18 protein-coding genes are annotated in these 18,802 nt (G+C 71.0%); 6 read left to right on the top strand and 12 right to left on the bottom strand.

The annotated features are described in order from the left end of the window. Nucleotides 1-110: 110 nt before the first annotated feature. Both ACWA7K_RS16735 and ACWA7K_RS16740 read left to right on the top strand, forming a co-directional pair. On the top strand, nt 111-1,727 hold the full coding sequence (locus ACWA7K_RS16735; protein WP_456162536.1) for an ATP-binding protein: 1,617 nt from the start codon (nt 111-113) through the stop codon (nt 1,725-1,727). Beyond that, nucleotides 1,724-2,437: a response regulator transcription factor gene (locus ACWA7K_RS16740; RefSeq protein WP_456162537.1), complete on the top strand. Its 714-nt coding sequence runs from the start codon at nt 1,724-1,726 to the stop codon at nt 2,435-2,437. The genes ACWA7K_RS16735 and ACWA7K_RS16740 overlap by 4 nt, the downstream gene beginning before the upstream one ends. Before the next feature lie 30 nt (nt 2,438-2,467). Here ACWA7K_RS16740 and xylB read toward each other — a convergent pair whose 3' ends face one another. The 7 genes from xylB to ACWA7K_RS16775 all read right to left on the bottom strand — a co-directional run bounded on the left by xylB (nt 2,468) and on the right by ACWA7K_RS16775 (nt 10,778). Further along, nucleotides 2,468-3,934, bottom strand: a complete 1,467-nt coding sequence (gene xylB, locus ACWA7K_RS16745) for a xylulokinase (protein WP_456162538.1) — start codon at nt 3,932-3,934, stop codon at nt 2,468-2,470. 13 nt (nt 3,935-3,947) lie between these two features. Continuing rightward, on the bottom strand, nt 3,948-4,889 hold the full coding sequence (locus ACWA7K_RS16750; RefSeq protein WP_456162539.1) for an AraC family transcriptional regulator: 942 nt from the start codon (nt 4,887-4,889) through the stop codon (nt 3,948-3,950). Nucleotides 4,890-4,955: 66 nt separating this feature from the next. Then, nucleotides 4,956-6,383 (bottom strand): D-arabinitol 4-dehydrogenase, encoded by a 1,428-nt coding sequence (gene dalD / locus ACWA7K_RS16755; RefSeq protein WP_456162540.1) that lies wholly within the window; start codon nt 6,381-6,383, stop codon nt 4,956-4,958. Nucleotides 6,384-6,413: 30 nt separating this feature from the next. Then, complete coding sequence (locus ACWA7K_RS16760) at nt 6,414-7,469, bottom strand: ABC transporter ATP-binding protein (protein ID WP_456162541.1); 1,056 nt, start codon at nt 7,467-7,469, stop codon at nt 6,414-6,416. 37 nt (nt 7,470-7,506) lie between these two features. Beyond that, nucleotides 7,507-8,337, bottom strand: coding sequence for a carbohydrate ABC transporter permease (locus tag ACWA7K_RS16765; RefSeq protein ID WP_456162542.1), 831 nt, complete (start codon nt 8,335-8,337; stop codon nt 7,507-7,509). 11 nt (nt 8,338-8,348) lie between these two features. Then, on the bottom strand, nt 8,349-9,182 hold the full coding sequence (locus ACWA7K_RS16770; RefSeq protein WP_456168844.1) for a carbohydrate ABC transporter permease: 834 nt from the start codon (nt 9,180-9,182) through the stop codon (nt 8,349-8,351). Between the two features lie 291 nt (nt 9,183-9,473). Then, the gene (locus ACWA7K_RS16775; protein WP_456162543.1) at nt 9,474-10,778 is read right to left on the bottom strand and encodes an ABC transporter substrate-binding protein; all 1,305 of its coding nucleotides are present in this window, start codon (nt 10,776-10,778) and stop codon (nt 9,474-9,476) included. 260 nt (nt 10,779-11,038) lie between these two features. On the opposite strand from ACWA7K_RS16775, the gene ACWA7K_RS16780 reads away from it, so the two are divergent. The 3 genes from ACWA7K_RS16780 to ACWA7K_RS16790 are packed head-to-tail and all read left to right on the top strand — an operon-like array spanning nt 11,039 to nt 14,057. Beyond that, a complete protein-coding gene (locus ACWA7K_RS16780) occupies nt 11,039-12,220 on the top strand; it encodes a class I SAM-dependent rRNA methyltransferase (RefSeq protein ID WP_456162544.1) in 1,182 nt (393 codons plus the stop codon). Continuing rightward, nucleotides 12,217-13,098, top strand: a complete 882-nt coding sequence (trhO, locus tag ACWA7K_RS16785) for an oxygen-dependent tRNA uridine(34) hydroxylase TrhO (RefSeq protein WP_456162545.1) — start codon at nt 12,217-12,219, stop codon at nt 13,096-13,098. The genes ACWA7K_RS16780 and trhO overlap by 4 nt, the downstream gene beginning before the upstream one ends. Then, nucleotides 13,095-14,057, top strand: a complete 963-nt coding sequence (locus ACWA7K_RS16790; RefSeq protein ID WP_456162546.1) for a pseudouridine synthase — start codon at nt 13,095-13,097, stop codon at nt 14,055-14,057. The genes trhO and ACWA7K_RS16790 overlap by 4 nt, the downstream gene beginning before the upstream one ends. A gap of 77 nt (nt 14,058-14,134) precedes the next feature. Here the strand turns inward: ACWA7K_RS16790 and ACWA7K_RS16795 are convergent, their stop codons facing one another. The 5 genes from ACWA7K_RS16795 to ACWA7K_RS16815 form a co-directional block, all read right to left on the bottom strand. Then, nucleotides 14,135-14,806: an ankyrin repeat domain-containing protein gene (locus tag ACWA7K_RS16795; protein ID WP_456168846.1), complete on the bottom strand. Its 672-nt coding sequence runs from the start codon at nt 14,804-14,806 to the stop codon at nt 14,135-14,137. Between the two features lie 47 nt (nt 14,807-14,853). Beyond that, on the bottom strand, nt 14,854-15,387 hold the full coding sequence (locus ACWA7K_RS16800; protein WP_456162547.1) for a GlcG/HbpS family heme-binding protein: 534 nt from the start codon (nt 15,385-15,387) through the stop codon (nt 14,854-14,856). A gap of 200 nt (nt 15,388-15,587) precedes the next feature. Continuing rightward, nucleotides 15,588-16,235, bottom strand: a complete 648-nt coding sequence (locus ACWA7K_RS16805; protein ID WP_456162548.1) for a response regulator transcription factor — start codon at nt 16,233-16,235, stop codon at nt 15,588-15,590. A gap of 7 nt (nt 16,236-16,242) precedes the next feature. After that, entirely contained in the window at nt 16,243-17,790 is a 1,548-nt protein-coding gene (locus ACWA7K_RS16810) for a sensor histidine kinase (protein ID WP_456162549.1), read from the bottom strand. Nucleotides 17,791-17,806: 16 nt separating this feature from the next. Then, nucleotides 17,807-18,067, bottom strand: a complete 261-nt coding sequence (locus ACWA7K_RS16815) for a hypothetical protein (RefSeq protein ID WP_456162550.1) — start codon at nt 18,065-18,067, stop codon at nt 17,807-17,809. Between the two features lie 450 nt (nt 18,068-18,517). Here ACWA7K_RS16815 and ACWA7K_RS16820 point away from each other — a divergent pair, with 450 nt between their 5' ends. Then, nucleotides 18,518-18,754 (top strand): cysteine-rich CWC family protein, encoded by a 237-nt coding sequence (locus ACWA7K_RS16820; RefSeq protein ID WP_456162551.1) that lies wholly within the window; start codon nt 18,518-18,520, stop codon nt 18,752-18,754. Nucleotides 18,755-18,802 lie beyond the last annotated feature (48 nt).

Here is an 18,802-nt window from a genome sequence, read left to right on the forward strand (position 1 = left end):
AGCCAACCGCGATGGACGCCCCTTGACGCGCCCGTGATCGGCCGATGAAGCGGTCATGAACGCCAGATGAAGCGCCCGGAGCCATCCGACCGCTCATGGAGACTTTGAAGATGTTCCGCCGTCGCCTGTCCATCGCGCTGGGTCTGCTGGCCGCGACCGCCGTCGCGGAGGGCCTCGGCGCGGCCGCCGCACTCAGCGTGGCCGAGCTGCAGGTCGAGCGGGGCCGTGTCGCCAGCGACATCCGGACCGCCTTCGTCGAGCTGTCGGCCACCAAGCAGCGGCTGCGCAGCTGGGTCGCCCAGCGCCAGCAGGGCGGTGGCGGGACCGCCACGGTGCGCGTCCACCTGCAGCGCGACATGCGCCTGACGCTGGAACGGCTGAGTCGCCTGTCGACCGCAGCCCTGGCGCTGGACGACAGCGCCCTCACCCGGGACGAGCACCTGCGCCGCCTGGAGGCCCTGCAGGTGCTGTCGTCCAGCGTGGCCGAGCTCGAGGAAGCGGTCAACGCGGCGCAACCGCTGTCGCCCGGCACCGATGCCCAGCAGGCCTGGCTGGCCTTGTCGGCCGTGTTCGACCGGTCCCAGGGCCGCGACGTGCGCCAGCTCATCGACGACAGCGTGGCGCGCGAGTCCGAAGCGGTCCGACGCGAGCGTTCGGCCGCCGATGCCTCGCTGGCCTGGTTGCGCGGCCTCTGGCTGTCGATGGCCGCGACGCTGGCGGTGCTCGCGGTGGTCGCCGCGCTCTACTTCAACCTCGCGCTGCGCCGCCCGATGGACCTGCTCGGCCAGGGGGCCCAGGCCTTGCGGGAAGGACGGCTCCAGCACCGCATCCGCCTGGGCGGCGCCGACGAGTTCTCCGCCGTCGCACACAGCTTCAACACCATGGCCGCCGAGCTGGAACGGCATCGGCTGCAGGAGACGCAGCAGCGCCAGCGCCTGGAGGCACAGGTCGACGCACGCACCGCCGAACTGCGCGATGCGCTGCAGGCCCTGGGTCAGGCGGACCTGCGGCGCCGACAGCTGTTCGCCGACGTCAGCCACGAGCTGCGCACGCCCACCACGGTCATCCGGGGCGAAGCCGAGATCACCTTGCGAGGCGCCGACCGGCCGGCCGGGGAATACAAGGCCACGCTGCGCCGCATCGTCGAGACGGCCGGCCAGCTCGCCGAGGTCATCGACGACCTGCTGGCGATGGCCCGCAGCGACATCGATGCGCTGTCGTTGGTCAAGCGTCCGCTGGACCTGATCGAGCCGGTCCGCGAGGCGCTGCTGCAGGCCGCCGCGCTGGGCGCCGCCCGCGGGATCCGGTTGCCGTCGGTCGACGGCTGGCCCACCGGCGGCACGGTGATGGGCGACAGCCAACGGCTGCGCCAGCTGCTGCTGATCCTGCTGGACAACGCGGTGCGCTATTCGGCCGCCGGGGGCGAGGTCCGCGTGCGCCTGCTGCCGGCCGCGCAGCCCGGCGCGCCCTGCGGCATCGAGATCGCCAACGACGGCGCGGGCATCGCCGCGCACGAGCTGCCACGGGTGTTCGAGCGCCACTACCGGGGCGACGCCGCGCGCCAGCTCTGCCCGGAAGGCGCCGGCCTCGGCCTGGCGATCGCCCGGTCACTGGCCCGCGCCCATGCCGGCACGATCGAGCTGAGCAGCGCGCCGGGCGTCGGCACGGTGGCGCGCCTGCTGCTGCCATCGGCGGGCCGGGACGCCGACCGGGCGCGGCACACATGAACATCCTGATCGTCGAGGACGACGACCGCATCGCCGACTTCCTGTGCCGCGGGCTGCGCGCCGAAGGGCACCGGGTCCAGCGCGCCGCCGACGGCCAGACCGGTCTGGCGATGGCCCGGGATGCCGCCCGGCAGGCGCAGCGTCATGGCGACACGACCGTGCTGCTGCTGGACCTGATGCTGCCCGGCCTCGGCGGACTCGAGATCTGCCAGACCCTGCGCACCGCCAGGGTCGGGCTCCCCATCCTGATGCTGACCGCACAGACCTCGCTCGACGACCGCGTCGCCGGCCTGCGCCTGGGAGCCGACGACTACCTCTGCAAGCCCTTCGCCTTCGAGGAGCTGCTGGCCCGGCTCGAAGCCCTCGCGCGGCGTGGCCGCGACCTGCAGCCGCGTTCGGCCAGCCGGCTGACGCACGGCGACCTCGAACTCGACCTGGATCGCATGCAGGCCAGCCGTGCCGGCCAGCCCCTGGTGCTGACGGCCAAGGAGCTGGCGCTGCTGGAACTCCTGCTCGGCGCGCCCGGCCGGCTGTTCAGCCGCGAGCGCATCCTGGCCAACGTCTGGGGCAGCAGCGAGGACCCGCTGACCAATGTGGTCGACGTCTACATCCGCCGCCTGCGCGCACGCCTCGACGTCGCCGGCCGCCCCTCGGTGATCCAGACCGTGCGCGGGCTGGGCTATCGGCTCGCGGACGCGGCGCCGGACTGAACGCGCGGCGGCCGGACCGTCCGCCCGGGATCAGCGGCCGAACTCGCCCTTCAACGCCCCATACAGCCGCTGGAAGCGCGCATGCCGCGCCAGCAGCGCCGGGCGGGCGGCGGCGTCGGGCTCGAACACGCGTGCGACCGGCGGGGCGGTGCAGACCTCGGCAACGCTGCCGCCGTCGGCCAGCCAGGCGAGCCGCGCGGCGCCCAGCGCCCCACCGGCCTCGCCGCCTTCGCGGGTCACCATCGGCACGCCGATGACATCGGCCAGCAGCTGCGCCCACAGCGGGCTGCGCGCGCCGCCGCCGACCAGCGTCAGCGACTGCACCTCGCCCGGCTGCACGCCCAGGCTGTGCCAGCCGTCGTACAGGCCGAAGGTGACGCCCTCCAGCACCGACCAGGCCAGCGTCGCCGCATCGGTCTCGTTGCCGAGGCCGAAGAACACGCCCTGGGCCTGCGGGTCGTTGTGCGGCGTGCGTTCGCCGTTGAGGTAGGGCAGGAAGATCGGCGCGTGCTGGCGCTGGCTGGCGTCCAGCGCGGCCACCGGCGCGAGCATCTCGCCGACGCTGGCCGCGCCGAGCAGCTTCTGCAGCCAGCTCAGGCCGTTGGCGGCGCTCAGCATCACGCTCATCTGGTGCCACTGGCCGGGCAGCGCGTGGCAGAAGGCGTGCATGGCCTGGGCCGGGTTGGGCCGGAAGCGGTCGCTGCTCAGGAAGATCACGCCCGAGGTGCCGAGCGACACGAAGCCCTCGCCCGGCCGGACCGCGCCGATGCCGACCGCGCTGGCCGCGTTGTCGCCGCCACCGCCGGCCACCGGGATGCCCGGCGTCAGGCCCCAGCGGGCCGCCAGCTCGGGCTTCAGGTGGGCCGACACGGCACTGCCCTCGACCAGCCGCGGCATGTGGCTGCGGTCCAGGCCGCAGGCCGCCAGCACCGTGTCGGACCAGTCGCGCGCGCCGACGTCCAGCCACAGCGTGCCGGCCGCGTCGCTCATCTCGCTGACCGCCTCGCCGGTCAGCTTCAGGCGCAGCCAGTCCTTGGGCAGCAGCACGCGGCGGGTGCGGGCGAAGGTGTCGGGCTCATGCGTGCGCACCCACAGCAGCTTGGGCGCCGTGAAGCCGGGCATCGCCAGGTTGCCGGTGATCGCGTGCAGATCGGGGCAGGCGGCTTCCAGCGCCGTGCATTCGGCACCGCTGCGGCCATCGTTCCACAGGATGGCCGGGCGCAGCACCTCGTCGCGCTCGTCGAGCAGCACGGCGCCATGCATCTGGCCGGACAAGCCGATCGCGCGCACCGCTGCCATCGCCGCGCCGTGTTGCGTGGCCAGGCGCTGCATCGCGCGGTCGGTGGCGTCCCACCACTGCGACGGCGCCTGCTCGCTCCACAGCGGCTGCGGGCGCTGGACCGTCAGGGCCTCGCCGGTGGTGGCGACGATCCGGTGCTGCGCATCGAGCAGCAGCAGCTTGACTTCGGACGTGCCGAGGTCGATGCCGAGGTACATGGAGACTCCAGGTTCAGACCGACGCCCCGCTGAAGCGCTTCTCGGCCTGCTTGCGGAAATCGCTCGGCGTCATGCCCTTGATCTCCAGGAAGCGGCGGTTGAAGTTGGCGACGTTGTTGAAGCCGACCTCGTAGCAGATGTGCGTGATCAGCCGGTCGCTCTCCATCAGCAGCTGGCAGGCCCGGTTGATGCGCACGCGGTTGACGAAGTCGGTGAAGGTGTTGCCGGTCGCGCGGCGGAAGAAGCGGCTGAAGCGGCTCTCGCTCATGCCCAGCTCGGTGGCGATGTCGGCCGCGCTGATCGGCTGCGCCAGGTTCTCGGTCAGCCGCATGACGACCGCGTCGATGCGGTCCAGCGAGGTGTCGTCGTCGTCGCTCTGCAGCTGCACGTTCGACAGCAGCCGGTAGTCGGTGCTGGCCGCCAGGTCACACATGAACTCGCAGAACGCGGTGAAGCGGCGCAGACCGCGGGCGGCCTTGACGCGATGCCAGTGCGCCGCGCCACGTTCGCCCAGGCCGAAGAACTCGATGCCGTGCTTGGCCCGTTCCAGCAGCGGCAGCACCTCGCCCAGTTCGGGAATGGTCTCGGCGGCCTGCACCAGCGGGCCGTGCGAGAACTGGATCACCAGGTCACGCTCGGCCACGCCGCCTTCGGGCATGTCCATCGAGACCCAGTTGTGCGGCAGGCGCGGCCCCGTCAGCACGAGGTGGCCGGGCTGGAACTGGCCGATCCAGTCGCCCACGAAGGCCTTGCCCGAGGTCGAGGTGATCAGGTGCAGCTCGTACTCGTCGTGGTAGTGCCAACGTGCCAGCGGCGTCGGGAAGCCGTGCGACAGGCAACGCACGAAGCCGACCTCGGCGGTCGGCTCGTAGCCCAGCTCGGGCGAGCGGGCGTATTCGTGTTCCAGCTCGGGCTTGAGCTGGCGGGGCACGGAGCGGGGCTTGGTCGCGGACATGGTCAGGGCACGGTGCGTCGATGTCCGATTTTCGGGCTCACCGGGGAACACGCGCGCGTCAGGACATCACGCCCGATGCCGCGCCACGAAGTCCGCCACGCGCGCACTCGCCCGCCGCACCGCATCGACCAGCCGCGCATCGCCTGCCAGGTTGCCCCACAGCGGCGCATCGGCACAGAAGGCCGCAACCGGGTCGGGCGCCTCGCAGATCGCGTGCGCCACCGCCGGGTCCATCGCCTGGTCCTGGTAGGTGTAGGCGATGCCGCCGCGATGCCAGACCTGCAGGTAGGCCAGGAACAGCGCCGGCAGCATCGCGACGCTGTTGATCGATTCGTGGCGGGCCAGCCGCTCGCGCACGGTCGGCGCGATGAAGCCGGGGATCTTGCTGAAGCCGTCCATCGCGACACGCTGGTTGGTGTCGGCGATCGCGGCGTTGCCGAAGCGGTCGAGCACGACGTCGCGGTAGGTCGCGAGGTCCAGCGGCGACGGGCTCAGCACCGGGATCGCGTCGTCGGTGACGTAGTCGAAGGCCATCTTCCGGATGACCGGGTCCAGCGTGCCTTCGTGGATATACGTGTAGCCCACCAGCGTGCCGGCCCAGGCGATGCAGCTGTGCGTCGCGTTGAGCAGGCGGATCTTGGCTTCCTCGTAGGCCTGCACCGACTGCACCATCTCGCCGCCGACGTTCTCCCACGCAGGGCGGCCGGCGATGAAGTGGTCCTCGATGACCCACTGGATGAAGCTCTCGCCCATCAGCGCGGCGGCGTCGTCGATGCCGGTGGCAGCCTTGACGCGCTCGCGCACGGCCGGCGTCGGGCGCGGCGTGATGCGGTCGACCATCGCGTTCGGGCTCGTGGTGTTCGCTTCGACCCAGTCGGCAAGCTCGACATCACCGAGCTGCGCGATGTACTGCAGCAGCCCGCTGCGCGAGCGTTCGCCGTTGTGGCGCAGGTTGTCGCAGTTCATCAGCGTGACCGGGCCGGCATCGGCGGCCATGCGTGCGCGCAGCACGGCGGTCAGCGCGCCGTAGATCGTCCACGAGCGCGAGCTGTCCGGCGCGGCACCGCTGCGCAGCGCATCGAGGTCGGCGCGCAGGTCGGCGAAGGTCGCCAGGTCGAGCTGGTTCTTCGCGTCGAGGTAGTAGCCCGCTTCCGTCACCGTGAACGAGATGATCTTCGTGGCCGCATCCGCGCCCACCGCGATCAGGCCGGCCAGGTCGGGCGTGTAGCCGATGACCTTCTGGATCGACGTGATGCGCTGGTAGACGTGTTCGCCCTGAGGCGAGATCGTCTCCAGCGTGTAGGCCCCGCCGCTGGCCTGCAGCGCCGCGATGGTCTCGGCCATGTCCGGGCGGATGTGGCCGCCGGCCAGCACCCAGCGCGTGTCGCCGGCATCGTGCAGGGCCTGCAGGTAGACGGCCTGGTGGGCCCGGTGGAAGGAGCCCAGGCCGAGGTGGAGGATGACGGAAGGTTGGGTGCTGCCGGTGTTGCTCATGAGGACCTCGGTGCGTTCAATGCGGTGCCGTCAGGCCATCGGATGCGGCGCACCCGTGCGCGTGATGCGCCCGTTGGCATCGAAGATGTGGGCCGCCGCGACGTCGATGTCGACGCCGACACGGTCACCGGCACGCAGCGCGGTGCGGCTGTTCTGGCGCGCCACCAACATCGCGCCGCCTTCGGTGGAGACATAGATCAGCGTCTCGGCGCCGAGCGCCTCGACCAGCTCGACGGTGCCCTGCACCGCGCCCGAGCCGGCATGGGCCAGCGTCAGGCATTCCGGGCGCAGGCCGACGAAGCCTTCGGCCGGCACCGGCAGGCCGTACTGGCCGGCCAGCTGCGGCACCGCCTTGGCGGCCACCACGTTCATCTGCGGCGTGCCGATGAACTGGGCGACGAACTGGTTGGCGGGCCGGTCATAGAGTTCCAGCGGCGTGCCGACCTGTTCGATCAGGCCGTCGCGCAGCACCACCACACGGTCGGCCAGCGTCATCGCCTCGACCTGGTCGTGCGTCACGTAGATCGTGGTCGCACCGAGGTCGCGGTGCAGCTTGGCGATCTCCACGCGGGTCTGGCCGCGCAGGGCCGCATCGAGGTTGGACAGCGGCTCGTCGAACAGGAAGACCTTGGGCGCGCGCACGATCGCGCGACCGATGGCCACGCGCTGGCGCTGGCCACCCGAGAGTTCCTTGGGCGTGCGCTGCAGATAGGGCGTCAGGTTGAGGATCTTCGCGGCGCGATCGACCTTGTCGCGGATCGTGGCCTCGTCGACCTTGGCGAGCTTGAGCGCGAAGCTCATGTTCTCGTAGACGCTCATGTGCGGGTAGAGCGCGTAGCTCTGGAACACCATCGCGAGGTCGCGCCTGGAAGACGGCAGGTGCGTGATGTCGCGGCCGTCGAGCACCAGCTTGCCGCCGTCGATGTGTTCGAGACCGGCGATCAGGCGCAGCAGCGTCGACTTGCCGCAGCCCGAAGGGCCGACGAACACGATGAACTCGCCCTGGTTGATCGTCAGGTCCACGCCCTTGATGGCGCGGTGGCTGCCGAAGAACTTCTCGATGCCCTGGAGTTGAAGGTAGGCCATGGAATGACTCCTGATTCGTTGCGCGTGGATCACGTGCTTACTTGACGGCGCCGAAGGTCAAGCCTTGGACCAATTGCTTTTGACTGAACCAGCCGAACACCACGATGGGCGCGATGGCCATCAGCGAGGCGGCGGACAGCTTGGCCCAGAACAGGCCTTCGGGGCTGGAGTAGCTGGCGATCAGCGCGGCCAGCGTGCCGGCCTTGGCCGCTGTCAACGTGAGGCTCCAGAAGGCCTCGTTCCAGCTCAGCACCAGGCACAGCAGGCCGGTCGAGGCGAAGCTGCCCATCGACAGCGGCAGCAGCACCTGGCGGGCTTCCTGCCACAGCGTCGCACCGTCCATGCGGGCGGCTTCGAGGATGTCGCGCGGGATCTCCTTGAAGCCGGTGTAGAGCATCCACACCATGATCGGCAGGTTGCTCAGCGTGAAGATCAGCGTCAGCCCGAACTGGGTGTCGAGCAGGCCGCTCCACTGCGCCATCACGTAGATGGGCATCAGCGCACCGACGGCCGGCATCATCTTCGTGGACAGCATCCACATCAGCACGTCCTTGGTGTGGCGGCCGCGGAAGAAGGCCATCGAATACGCGGCCGGCGCGGCCAGCGCCAGGCCCAGCAGGGTCGAGGCGACGCTGGTGATCAGCGAGTTCTTCGCGTACAGCAGGTAGTCGCTGCGCTCCTGGACCTCGTGGAAGTTCTCCAGCGTGGGCGTGAAGAACAGCAGCGGCGGCACCGAGATCGCCTGCAGTTCGGTCTTGAAGGCGGTCAGCACCAGCCAGCCGAGCGGGAAGAACAGCGTCAGGGTGACGAGCCAGGCGACCAGCGTGCGGGCCACCAGCGTCGGTGTGAGCGTGGAAGGACGTGACATCGAGTTTGTCCTTATTTATCGAGGTTCTTGCCGACCAGGCGGATCAGGAAGGCGGCGGCGATGTTGGCCAGCAGCACCGCGAACAGCGCCCCTGCGGAGGCCACGCCGGCATCGAAGTTCAGCAGCGCCTGCTTGAAGATCAGGAAGGCGACGTTGGTCGACGCATCACCCGGACCACCGCCGGTCGTCGTGTAGATCTCGGCAAAGACCGACAGCAGGAAGATCAGCTCGATCATCACGACCACCGCGACCGAACGGGCCATGTGCGGCAGGTAGAGGTAGCGCAGCTGCTGCAGGTAGGTCGCACCGTCCATGCGCGCGGCCTCGAGCTGCTCGCGGTCCATGCTCTGCAGCGCGGTGATGAAGATCAGCGTCGCGAACGGCAGCCATTGCCAGGCCACCATGATGATCACGGAGAGCAGCGGAAAGTCGGTCAGCCAGTCGACCGGCGTGGCGCCGAAGAACTGCCAGACCTGGGCCAGCACGCCGTAGATCGGGTTCATCATCATGTGCTTCCACAGCAGCGCATTGACCGTGGGCATGACGAAGAAGGGCGAGATCAGCAGGATGCGCACCAGCCCGCGGCCGGGGAAGGGTTCGTCGATCAGCAGCGCGATCGCGACGCCCATCAGCACCGTGATGACGATGACGCTGCCCAGCAGCAGCAGCGTGTTGATCACCGCCACGCCGAAGGACGGGTCGGTGACGAAGAATTCGAAGTTCTCGAGTCCGATGAAGCCGGTGTTCTCGGGCTGCATCAGGTTGTAGCGGATGACGCTGAAGTAGATCGTCATCACCAGCGGCACGATCATCCACAGGAAGAGCGTGCTGACGGCCGGCAGCATCAGCAGGCGCGGCACGAGGCGCGAGGCCTGGTGGGGCGCGGTGGCGGCGGGCGCCGTGGCGGTCGGGAGTGCGTCGGTGGACATGGGCGTGCCCTGCGGTGGACTGCGTCGCGGGGAGGCGAGGCGCACGTGTACGGGGAGTCCGCAGCGCGATGGAAGGCGGGTCGATCCGGCCAGGACACCCGTGTTGATCGGGCATCCCGTCCGTCCGACCCGCAGGCTACGGTCCTTCAGGAGACAGTCTTCACCGGCATCGACGCCACGGTCTGCGTCGATGCCGGGCAGCTCGGCTTACTTGTAGTAGCCGGCCTTCTTCATCTCGCGGTCAGCCGCGACCTGGCTGGCCTTCAGGGCCGCGTCGATCGTGGTCTTGCCGGCGAGCGCCGAGCTCATCTGCTGGCCCACGGCGATGCCGATGGCCTGGAACTCGGGGATGGCGGCGAACTGCACGCCGACGTACGGCGACTTCGGCAGCGTCGAGTCGTTCGGGTTGGCGCTGTCGATCGCGGCCTTCTCGGCGGAGGCGAACTTGGCGGCCTTCTGGAACTCGGCGTTGGCGTAGGTCGACTTGCGGGTGCCGGTCGGGACAGCGCCCCAGCCGTTGGTCTTGGCGACCAGCTCGATGTACTCCTTGGACGTCGCCCAGGTCACGAACTTCTGCGCCGCGTCACCCTTCTTGGTCGAGACGGGGATGCCCAGGGCCCAGGCCCACAGCCAGTTGGCACCCTTCGGGGTGGCCATCGTCGGGGCTTGGGCGAAGGCGACCTTGTCGGCGACCTTCGACTGCTTCGGGTCGCTGATGAAGGACGCGGCGATCGTCGCGTCGATCCACATGCCGCACTTGCCTTCGTTGTACAGCGCCAGGATCTCGTTGAAGCTGTTGGCCGACGAGCCCGGGGGGCCGTAGTTCTTCAGCAGGTCGACGTAGAACTCGATCGCGTCCTTCCAGGGCTTCGATTCGAGCTGCGGCTTCCAGCTCATGTCGAACCACTGGCCACCGAAGGTGTTCACCAGCGTCGACAGGAAGGCCATGTTGTCGCCCCAGCCCGGCTTGCCGCGCAGGCAGATGCCGTACACGCCGTTCTTCGGGTCATGGATCTTGCTGGCCAGGGTCTTGATGTCGGCCCAGGTCGGCTTGTCGGCCACGGTGATGCCGGCCTTGTCGGCCAGGTCCTTGCGGTACATCAGCATCGAGCTTTCACCGTAGAAGGGCACCGAGTACAGCTTGCCGTCGACCGACAGGCCGTTGCGCATGGCGGGCAGCAGGTCGTCGACGTCGTAGTTGGCGGGCGCCTTGATCTCCTGCAGCCAGCCCTTCTTGCCCCAGATCGGGGTCTCGTACATGCCGATGGTCATGACGTCGAACTGGCCGCCCTTGGTGGCGATGTCGGTCGTGACGCGCTGGCGCAGCACGCCTTCTTCCAGCGTCACCCACTTCAGCTTGATGTCGGGGTTGGCGGCTTCGAAGTTCTTGCTGAGCTTCTGCATCTCGATCATGTGGCCGTTGTTCACGGTCGCGATGACGAGTTCGGTTGCGGCGTGAGCCATGCCGGCCATCAGGCCGAATGCGAGCGCCAGGGATGCCTTGAGCTTCATGGATGTCTCCTCAGAGGGAACGGGTCAGGATGGTGTGAACCGGGTGCGATGCGTGGCTGCATCGACGGGCGCAACGATAGGTTTGCGACCCCTTCCTTGCCGATACTTCGCTTCCCGGCACCTGTACGTTCTTGCACAGAAGACTAGGTATTTTCTCTAGGGTGTCGCGATAGCGTATTGGTTTGTCCTCATATGGTCATGGATCTGCCACGAGAGTTCAGGCCTCGTCGTCCACGGGGCCGAAGCGACAATCCGGCGCCATGAAATCCATCCGATTGCGTGAAGGCCGGGAGCGCTCGCTGCAGCGCCGTCACCCGTGGGTCTTCCAGGGCAGCATCGCCAGCGGCCGCGCCGACAGCGGCGAGACGGTGCGGGTCGAGGCCGCCGACGGCCGCTTCCTGGCCTGGGCCAGCTACAGCCCGACGTCGATGATCCGGGTGCGCGCCTGGAGCTGGGACGAGGCCGAGCGCATCGACGCCGCCTTCTTCGAGCGCCGCATCGCCGCCGCCGTCGCGATGCGTCAGCGCCTGGCCATCGCCAGCAACGGCGTGCGGCTGGTGCACGGCGAGGCCGACGGCCTGCCCGGGCTGATCGTCGACCGCTACGAGGACATCCTCAGCGTGCAGTTCCTGAGCGCCGGCATCGAGCGCTGGAAGGCCGTCATCGCCGACGCGCTGCTGGCCGCCACCGGCTGCACCCGCCTGTACGAACGCTCCGACGCCAGCGTGCGCGGCCTCGAAGGCCTGGAGCCCGTCACCGGCTGGCTGCGCGGCGGCGGCGACACGACGGTGACGCTGCAGGAACACGACCTGCGCCTGACCGTCGACGTGGCCGAGGGCCACAAGACCGGCTACTACCTCGACCAGCGCGAGAACCGTGCGCTGTTCGCCCGGCTGGTGCGCCAGTTCGGCAGCCAGCGGGTGCTGAACTGCTACAGCTACACCGGCGGCTTCTCGGTCGCCGCACTCAACGGCGGCGCCACCGAGGTCGTCAGCGTCGACTCGTCCGGCCCGGCGCTGGCGCGCGCGACCGCGCACGTGGCGCTGAACGGCCATGACGCGTCCCGCCATGTCGCGCTGGACGCCGACGTCAACGGCACGCTGCGCCAGCTGCTCAAGGACGGCCGCCGCTTTGACGCGATCGTGCTGGACCCGCCCAAGTTCGCGCCCAGCGCCGCCCACGCCGACCGGGCCAGCCGGGCCTACAAGGACATCAACCGGCTGGCGCTGCTGCTGCTCGAACCGGGCGGCCTGCTGCTGACCTTCAGCTGCTCGGGCGGCATCGGCGCCGAGCTGTTCCACAAGATCGTCGCCGGCGCCGGCATCGACGCCGAGGTCGACGGCTACCTGATGCAGCGCCTGGAAGCCGCCCCCGACCACCCAACCACGCTGTGTTTCCCCGAGGGCGAGTACCTCAAGGGCCTGGTGATCGTGAAGCGATGAACGGGCGGGTCGACGCGCTGGACCGCAGTGCCTGGGTCCACAGCGCCTTCTATCGCTACGTCCCGCTCGCCGATCCGGCCGCGATGGCCGAGGCGCTGCGGCAGCTCGGCGCGCGTCTGGGGGCGCCACAGGACCTGGGCGGCAGCGTGATCGTCGCGGCCGAGGGCATCAACGCCGTCGTGGCCGGCACGCCCGCTGCGGTCGATGCGTTCGAGGCCGCCCTGAGCGGCGACGCGGCCTTCGCGCCCTTTCACGGCCTGCGCGTCAAGCGCAGCGCCTGCCGCACGCCGCCGTTCGGCCGCTACAAGGTCGCGCTCAAGGCCGAGCTGGTCGCGATCGACCTGCCGGCCGCGTCCGGTGCGATCGACGAACACGACGACAGCCACGTCGCCCCGGCCGACTGGGACGCGCTGATCACCCGGCCGGACGTCGTGCTGCTGGACAACCGCAACCACTTCGAGTTCCGGCTCGGCCACTTTCGCGGTGCAGTCGACCCCGCCGTCGACAACTTCCGCGACTTCACGGCCCATGTGCTGGCCCATGCCGACGCATGGCGCGCGGCCGGCAAGACGGTGGCGATGTACTGCACCGGCGGCATCCGCTGCGACCGCACCGCGCCGTGGATGCGCAGCCTGGGGCTGGAGGTGAAGCAGCTGCAGGGCGGCATCCTGGCCTACCTCGCCGAGCAGGCCGCATCCCCCGACAAGGCCGATGAACACGCGTGGATCGGCCACTGCCACGTCTTCGACCGGCGCCTCGCGCTCGACGCGACGCTGGCCGAGACGGGCCTGAAGCCCGAGCAGGTCTACGACGCCAGCCGGCCGGACGAGGCCTGGCGGCTGGCCCGCGCGCAGCGGCTCGACGGCGACACCACATGAGCCGCCCGCGCCCGGCCTGGACACCGCCGGACCGCGACGGCGTCGGCGCCTGCCGCGTCGCGCTGGCGCCCGGACCGTGGGCCACGCTGATCGACTTCCTGCCGCAGCGCCTGGGCGCGCTCGACGCCGCCGGCTGGCGCGCCCGCATCGCGGCCGGCGACGTGCTGGCCGCCGACGGGCGTCCCGTGCGCGCCGACGAGCCTTGTACGGGGCACCGCATCCTCTGGTACTGGCGCACGCTCGATGCGCCCGAGCCGGTCGTGCCCTTCGAGGCCGAGGTGCTGCACGTCGACGATCACCTGGTCGTCGCCGACAAGCCGCATTTCCTGCCGATGACGCCCAAGGGCCGGCACCTGCACGAGACCCTGCTGACGCGCCTGAAGCGCCAGCTCGGCATCGCCACGCTGGTGCCGATGCACCGGCTGGACCGCGAGACGGCCGGCGTGGTCGTCTTCACCATCCGGCCCGATGAACGCGATGCCTACCAGCGCCTGCTGCGCGAGCGCGCCGTCCACAAGGTCTACGAGGCAATCGCCCCGTGGCGCACCGACCTGGCCTTGCCGCGCCTGCACGAAAGCCGCCTGGAAGAACGCGGCGGCGACGCCTTCATGCAGATGCACGAGGTGCCGGGCGAGCCGAACTCGCAGACCCGCATCGAGCTGATCGAGCGCCTGCCGATGATCGGAAAGGCCGATGAACACGGCCATCCCGAGGGCCTGGCGCGGTATCGCCTGCACCCGCTGACGGGCCGCAAGCACCAGCTGCGCGCCCACCTCAGCGCCCTGGGCATCCCGATCGTCGGCGACCGCATCTACCCGGTCCTGCAGCCGATGGAAACGCTGCCCGACCACGACCGCCCGCTGCAGCTGCTGGCGCGCGAGCTGGCGTTCGAGGACCCGGTGACGGGCGAGGCGCGGCGGTTCGAGAGTGGGCGGCGGTTGGGAGGGGTTGGGGTGTGAACGATGCGGTCGGACTCCTTCGGAGTCCGACGGGCTCGTGCCAACAGCAACCGCAACCACAACCGCACCAGCCCCCATCACCGCCCCAGCATCCCCACCATCTCCGCAAACCCCCGCTCCCGCGCCAGCACCAGTGGCGTGCGGCCGTCGCGGTCGGTCAGGTCGCGGCGGGCGCCGGCGTCGAGCAGGGCGCGGACGACGGCCTGGTGGCGGGGGCCGCCGTTGCCCAGCACGACGGCCTCGATCAGCGCGGTCCAGTGCAGGTTGTTGACGTGGTCGAGCGGGGCGCCGGCGGCGATCAGCTGGCGCACGACGCCGTCGTGGCCGAGGTGCGCCGCCGCGATCAGCGCGGTGCCGTCGTAGCGGCTGGTGACCTGGCGGGCGCTCGCGCCGAGCGACAGCAGCGTGCGCAGCGTCGCCTCGTCGTCGGCGACGGCGGCGATGGTGACGGCGTCGTAGCGGTCGTCCTCCAGCGCGTCGCGGTCGATGCCGGCGCGCACCAGCGCCTCGATCGCCTCGCGCTGGCCGGCGTGGGCGGCCACGTGCAGGGCGGTGCGGCCGCGGGCGTCTCGCGCCTTCAGCAGGGCCGTTGCGTCCGCACCGGCCAGCAGCGCCCGCAGGGCCGGCAGGTCGCCGCGCTGCGCGGCGTCGTGCAGCTTCAGGCGCGGCTCGCGGGCGTAGCCGGCGACGGTGGCCGCATCGGGCGCGACCTGGGCCGAGGCGCCGGTGCCGACCAGCGCCCCCAGCATCACCAGCAGGCCGGCCGCCACGGCGGTCCCGGCACGGCGGGCGCGGCTCACTTGAGGTCGTCCGCGACGTGGTCGAGCGCGGCCTTGGCGCACTGCTCGTCCAGCTGGCCACCGGGCGCGCCGCCGACGCCGATCGCGCCGATGACCTCGTCGCCGGACTTGACCGGCACACCGCCGCCGAGCAGCAGGTAGCCGGGGATGTGGACCAGGTTGGCGGCGGCCGGGTTGGTCTGCGCGGTCTGCATCATCGCCAGCGTGGTGTTCTTGGCCGAGGCCGAGGTCCAGGCCTTCAGGCGGCTGGCGTCGAGCGTGTGCGGGCCGGCGTTGTCAGCCCGCTGGACCGCCCGCACGGTGCCGGCGCGGTCGACCACCGTGGCGGTGACGGCGTAGCCGGCGGCCTGGCAGCTGGCGACCGCCGTGGCGGCCAGTTCATTGGCCAGCGACAGGCTCATGTTGCGTTCGACGCGCACGGCGTTGCCGCCCTGGCGCGCCTCGGCGCTCGTCGGGGCGGCGAAGGCCAGCAGCGTGGCGCAGCCGGTCAGCAAGGTGGCGGAGATCAGGTGGCGGGTCGGCGTCGACATGGGGCGGATTCCTTCGGTTGCGTGGGCCTGGCGCTCGGGGTGAGGCCATGCGGTGAACTGTAGGAATGGGGGTCGGCGGCGGCCATTCGGCGGGTTACGGGCGGGGGTCCGTAGAAGTACGGAAAGGGGCGTTGGAGGGGCGTTGGAGGGGCGTTGGAGGGGCGTTGGAGGGGCGTTGGAGGGGGCGTCGGAGGGGGCGTCTATCGGGGGCGGGCCAGGTCCTCGTCGACCAGCGCGGCGTACTGGCGGATCAAGGCGGCGAGCGAGTCGGCGCCGAGCTTGGCGAAGAGGTTGGCGCGGTGGGTCTCGACGGTGCGGGGCGACAGGTTCAGTGCGCGGCCGGCTTCCTTGTTGGTCAGGCCGGCGACGATCAGGCCGAGCACCTCGCGTTCGCGCTCGCTGAGCTGGGCGTGGCGCTCGCGGGCCTGGCGGTCGGCCTGGTGGCGCTGGCGGGCGTGGACGTGGGCGCGCACGGCCTGCTGCAGCGTCTCGATCAGCAGCTCGTCGTCGACCGGCTTCTCCAGGAACTCGGCCGCGCCCGACTTGAAGGCGCGCCGGCACAGCTCGACCGTGCCGTGGCCGGTCAGCATGACGACCGGCTGGTCGACGCGCTCGTCGCGCAGCCGGTCCAGCAGCGCCAGCCCGCCAAGGCCGGGCATGCGCACGTCCAGCACGATCGCGCCGATCGCGTCGCGGTCGAAACGCTCGATGAACACGAGCGGATCGGCCCAGGTCGTGACCCGCAGGCCGACCGTGCCGATCAGCAGCGCGAGGCTGTCGCGCACCGCCTCGTCGTCGTCGACCAGGTGGATCAGCGGGGTGGTGCTGGGCATCGGGGTGGCGGTCATGGGGGCGTCATGAGGTCGCCGAACGCCGCACCGCCGTCTGCACCGCCGCCGGCAGGCGCAGCACGAAGACGGCGCCGCGCGGCTCGGCCGGCTCGAAGTGCAGGCTGCCGCCGGCGCTGGCGGCCAGCGTCTCGCACAGGCTCAGGCCCAGGCCCAGGCCGCCGTCGCGGGTCGTGAAGAAGGGTTCGAACAGCTGCGCGCGCTGGGCCTCGGGCACGCCCAGGCCGTGGTCGGTGACGCGCAGCTCGATCGCGTCCGGCCCGCGGGCATGGGCGGTGATCACCAGCCGGCGTTCGGCCGGCGGCACCTGCACCAGCGCCTGCAGCGCGTTGCTCAGCAGGTTGTGCAGGATCTGTTCGAGCGTCACCGCGTCGGCCTGCACCGCCAGCGCGTCGGGCAGGGCCAGCGACGGCTGCACCGCCAGCCGGGCCAGCTCGGCGGCCAGCAGGTCGAGGGCATGGCGCACCGCCGGGGCCAGCGCGACGGCGGCGGGCTCGTCGGCGACCGGGCCCTCGGCGCCGGGCCGCACCAGCGCGCGCAGCCGTTGCAGCACCTCGCTGGCGCGGCGGGCCTGGCGGACCGCCTGCTGCATCGCGCCGCGGGCGTCGTCGAGCTCGGGCGGATCCTCGGCCAGCAGCCGGCTGGCCGCCTGCGTGCTGGCCAGCACGGCCGTCAGCGGCTGGTTCAGCTCATGGGCGATGCCGGCGGCCAGCTCGCCCAGCGCGTTCAGGCGCGCGACCTGGCCGAAGCGCAGCTGGGCCTCGGCGCGGCGCTGGCGTTCGGCCTGGGCCTGCCAGTCGCGCCGCAGCTGCCACAGGCCGAGCACGCCACCCAGGCACAGCACCCAGGCCAGCGCCAGGCTGCCCCAGGGCCAGCCGGACCAGCCGCTGTCCCAGCGCACGACCAGGTCGAAGGGCTGGCTGGCGGCGGCCAGATGCTTGTGGAACTCGAACGACCAGCCGCCCGACACGGCCGCGCGGCCCTCGCTGCCGGGCGGCAGTGGCAGGCGCCAGGCCGGTCCGCCGTCGACCTGCAGCGCCATGCGCAGCGGCGGCGCGTCCGGGCTGTTGCCGACCCGCTCGGGCCATTCGGCGCGCGGCACCATCCGCGCCAGGTCGATCAGCAGCGCCCAGGCGCTCGCACCTCCGGGCTGGACGATGCGGAAGTGGCCGTCGCGGCCGAAGGCATCGGGCGTCGGCGTCACCAGCTCGGCATGTCCGGAGCGGCGCGCGCGGGCCTCGGCCTCGGCCCAGGCCGGATCGGGCCAGGTCTCGCCAGCGGTGCGGCGGTCGATCGAGAGGATCTGCCCGAACAGCGCCGGCAGGCGACGTTCGGCATGCGGCTCGGCGCCCGCCTGCAGCAGCACCAGCGTGCCGAGGATGGCCTCGTGCTGCACCGCCTGCTGGCTCAGCAGCCGGTGGGCGATGCGGGCCTGGGTCTCGAAGGCGTCGCGCTGGTCAGCCCGGTCACGCAGCAGCAGCAGCGTCGACACCAGCAGCGCCAGGGCCAGCCCGGCCAGCAGCGGCCGACCCAGCGGAGGCAGCCGGACGCGCATCGGTCGACCCTGTCGCTCAGGCGAGGCTCTGGAAGTTGGTGTCGCTGTCGGCGTGGCCGGAGCTCAGGTAGAGCCGCAGCCGCGGGCCCTGGGTGTCGTTCTCCCAGACCCGGGCGGTGACCTGGAACTGGCGCCCGCCGATGCGCAGCACGTCGCCGCACAGCGGCTGGGTGGCGTGGCCGTCCCAGAAGCGCGGCACCCGCACGTCGTTGCGTCGGACCCAGGCCTGGTCCTCGTGGGTGAAGGTCAGGACGATCGAAACCTGCGTGGCGGACATCGTGGCGCTCCCTGGCGACTGCCGGATGTGAAAGCGTCGAGATTAGCGCGGCTGGACCGGCGCAGTCGCGTGTAACCGAAGGGAAGACGAGGAAGAAGACAGGGGAGAAGGCGGAGAAGGACGCCGGAACCGGCACCGCCTGGAGATCGCGCCGGTCGGGACGCTGCCGGCCCCGCCGCCCACCGCTGATCGACTGAACCTGGCGCTCACTGCACCTCGGTCGATCGGCGCTGGGTCGACGAGGCGGACAGGCCCGCGGCGACATGGACCGCATGGTCGGGCCGCACCCAACGGGTCCCGTAAGCAAATGCTGCGACGGTATCGGGTTACAAACCCCGATGTTTCGGCCCTCGACCTCGAAAAACGCCGGTCCCGAACCGGAAAAATGGGACTGAAACCCATCTGAATCGAAGCTGAGGGCTACACCTGCTCACAGATGACACGTCGACCATGACCGCCAACCTGCCCCTCCAACCCCTGCCCGACCGTTGCCCGCGCTGCGGCGGTCCGTTCCGTTGCGGCATCGACGACCCGGGCCCCTGCGCCTGCACCCGGATCACGCTGGACGCCGCCACGCTGGCGCAGCTGCGGGCCCGCTGGACCGGCTGCCTGTGCCTGGACTGCCTGGCCGACCTGGCCGCATCGGGCGGGACAACTGCACACCCGGCGTCGACTGAACCGCGTTAGTGGCGCGTCCCGGTGCGACAGCGCACCGACGCGGTCAACCCAAGCCGG

Source organism: Leptothrix mechoopdaensis (SeqCode) (assembly GCF_053893855.1).

What these genes read in the sequence shown, in the direction of transcription:
- ACWA7K_RS16735 (WP_456162536.1), top strand. Translation starts at nt 111, where the DNA reads ATGTTCCGCCGTCGCCTGTCCATCGCGCTGGGTCTGCTGGCCGCGACC.
- ACWA7K_RS16740 (WP_456162537.1), top strand. Translation starts at nt 1,724, where the DNA reads ATGAACATCCTGATCGTCGAGGACGACGACCGCATCGCCGACTTCCTG.
- xylB (WP_456162538.1), bottom strand. Translation starts at nt 3,934, where the DNA reads ATGTACCTCGGCATCGACCTCGGCACGTCCGAAGTCAAGCTGCTGCTG.
- ACWA7K_RS16750 (WP_456162539.1), bottom strand. Translation starts at nt 4,889, where the DNA reads ATGTCCGCGACCAAGCCCCGCTCCGTGCCCCGCCAGCTCAAGCCCGAG.
- dalD (WP_456162540.1), bottom strand. Translation starts at nt 6,383, where the DNA reads ATGAGCAACACCGGCAGCACCCAACCTTCCGTCATCCTCCACCTCGGC.
- ACWA7K_RS16760 (WP_456162541.1), bottom strand. Translation starts at nt 7,469, where the DNA reads ATGGCCTACCTTCAACTCCAGGGCATCGAGAAGTTCTTCGGCAGCCAC.
- ACWA7K_RS16765 (WP_456162542.1), bottom strand. Translation starts at nt 8,337, where the DNA reads ATGTCACGTCCTTCCACGCTCACACCGACGCTGGTGGCCCGCACGCTG.
- ACWA7K_RS16770 (WP_456168844.1), bottom strand. Translation starts at nt 9,182, where the DNA reads ATGCTGCCGGCCGTCAGCACGCTCTTCCTGTGGATGATCGTGCCGCTG.
- ACWA7K_RS16775 (WP_456162543.1), bottom strand. Translation starts at nt 10,778, where the DNA reads ATGAAGCTCAAGGCATCCCTGGCGCTCGCATTCGGCCTGATGGCCGGC.
- ACWA7K_RS16780 (WP_456162544.1), top strand. Translation starts at nt 11,039, where the DNA reads ATGAAATCCATCCGATTGCGTGAAGGCCGGGAGCGCTCGCTGCAGCGC.
- trhO (WP_456162545.1), top strand. Translation starts at nt 12,217, where the DNA reads ATGAACGGGCGGGTCGACGCGCTGGACCGCAGTGCCTGGGTCCACAGC.
- ACWA7K_RS16790 (WP_456162546.1), top strand. Translation starts at nt 13,095, where the DNA reads ATGAGCCGCCCGCGCCCGGCCTGGACACCGCCGGACCGCGACGGCGTC.
- ACWA7K_RS16795 (WP_456168846.1), bottom strand. Translation starts at nt 14,806, where the DNA reads ATGCTGGGGGCGCTGGTCGGCACCGGCGCCTCGGCCCAGGTCGCGCCC.
- ACWA7K_RS16800 (WP_456162547.1), bottom strand. Translation starts at nt 15,387, where the DNA reads ATGTCGACGCCGACCCGCCACCTGATCTCCGCCACCTTGCTGACCGGC.
- ACWA7K_RS16805 (WP_456162548.1), bottom strand. Translation starts at nt 16,235, where the DNA reads ATGACCGCCACCCCGATGCCCAGCACCACCCCGCTGATCCACCTGGTC.
- ACWA7K_RS16810 (WP_456162549.1), bottom strand. Translation starts at nt 17,790, where the DNA reads ATGCGCGTCCGGCTGCCTCCGCTGGGTCGGCCGCTGCTGGCCGGGCTG.
- ACWA7K_RS16815 (WP_456162550.1), bottom strand. Translation starts at nt 18,067, where the DNA reads ATGTCCGCCACGCAGGTTTCGATCGTCCTGACCTTCACCCACGAGGAC.
- ACWA7K_RS16820 (WP_456162551.1), top strand. Translation starts at nt 18,518, where the DNA reads ATGACCGCCAACCTGCCCCTCCAACCCCTGCCCGACCGTTGCCCGCGC.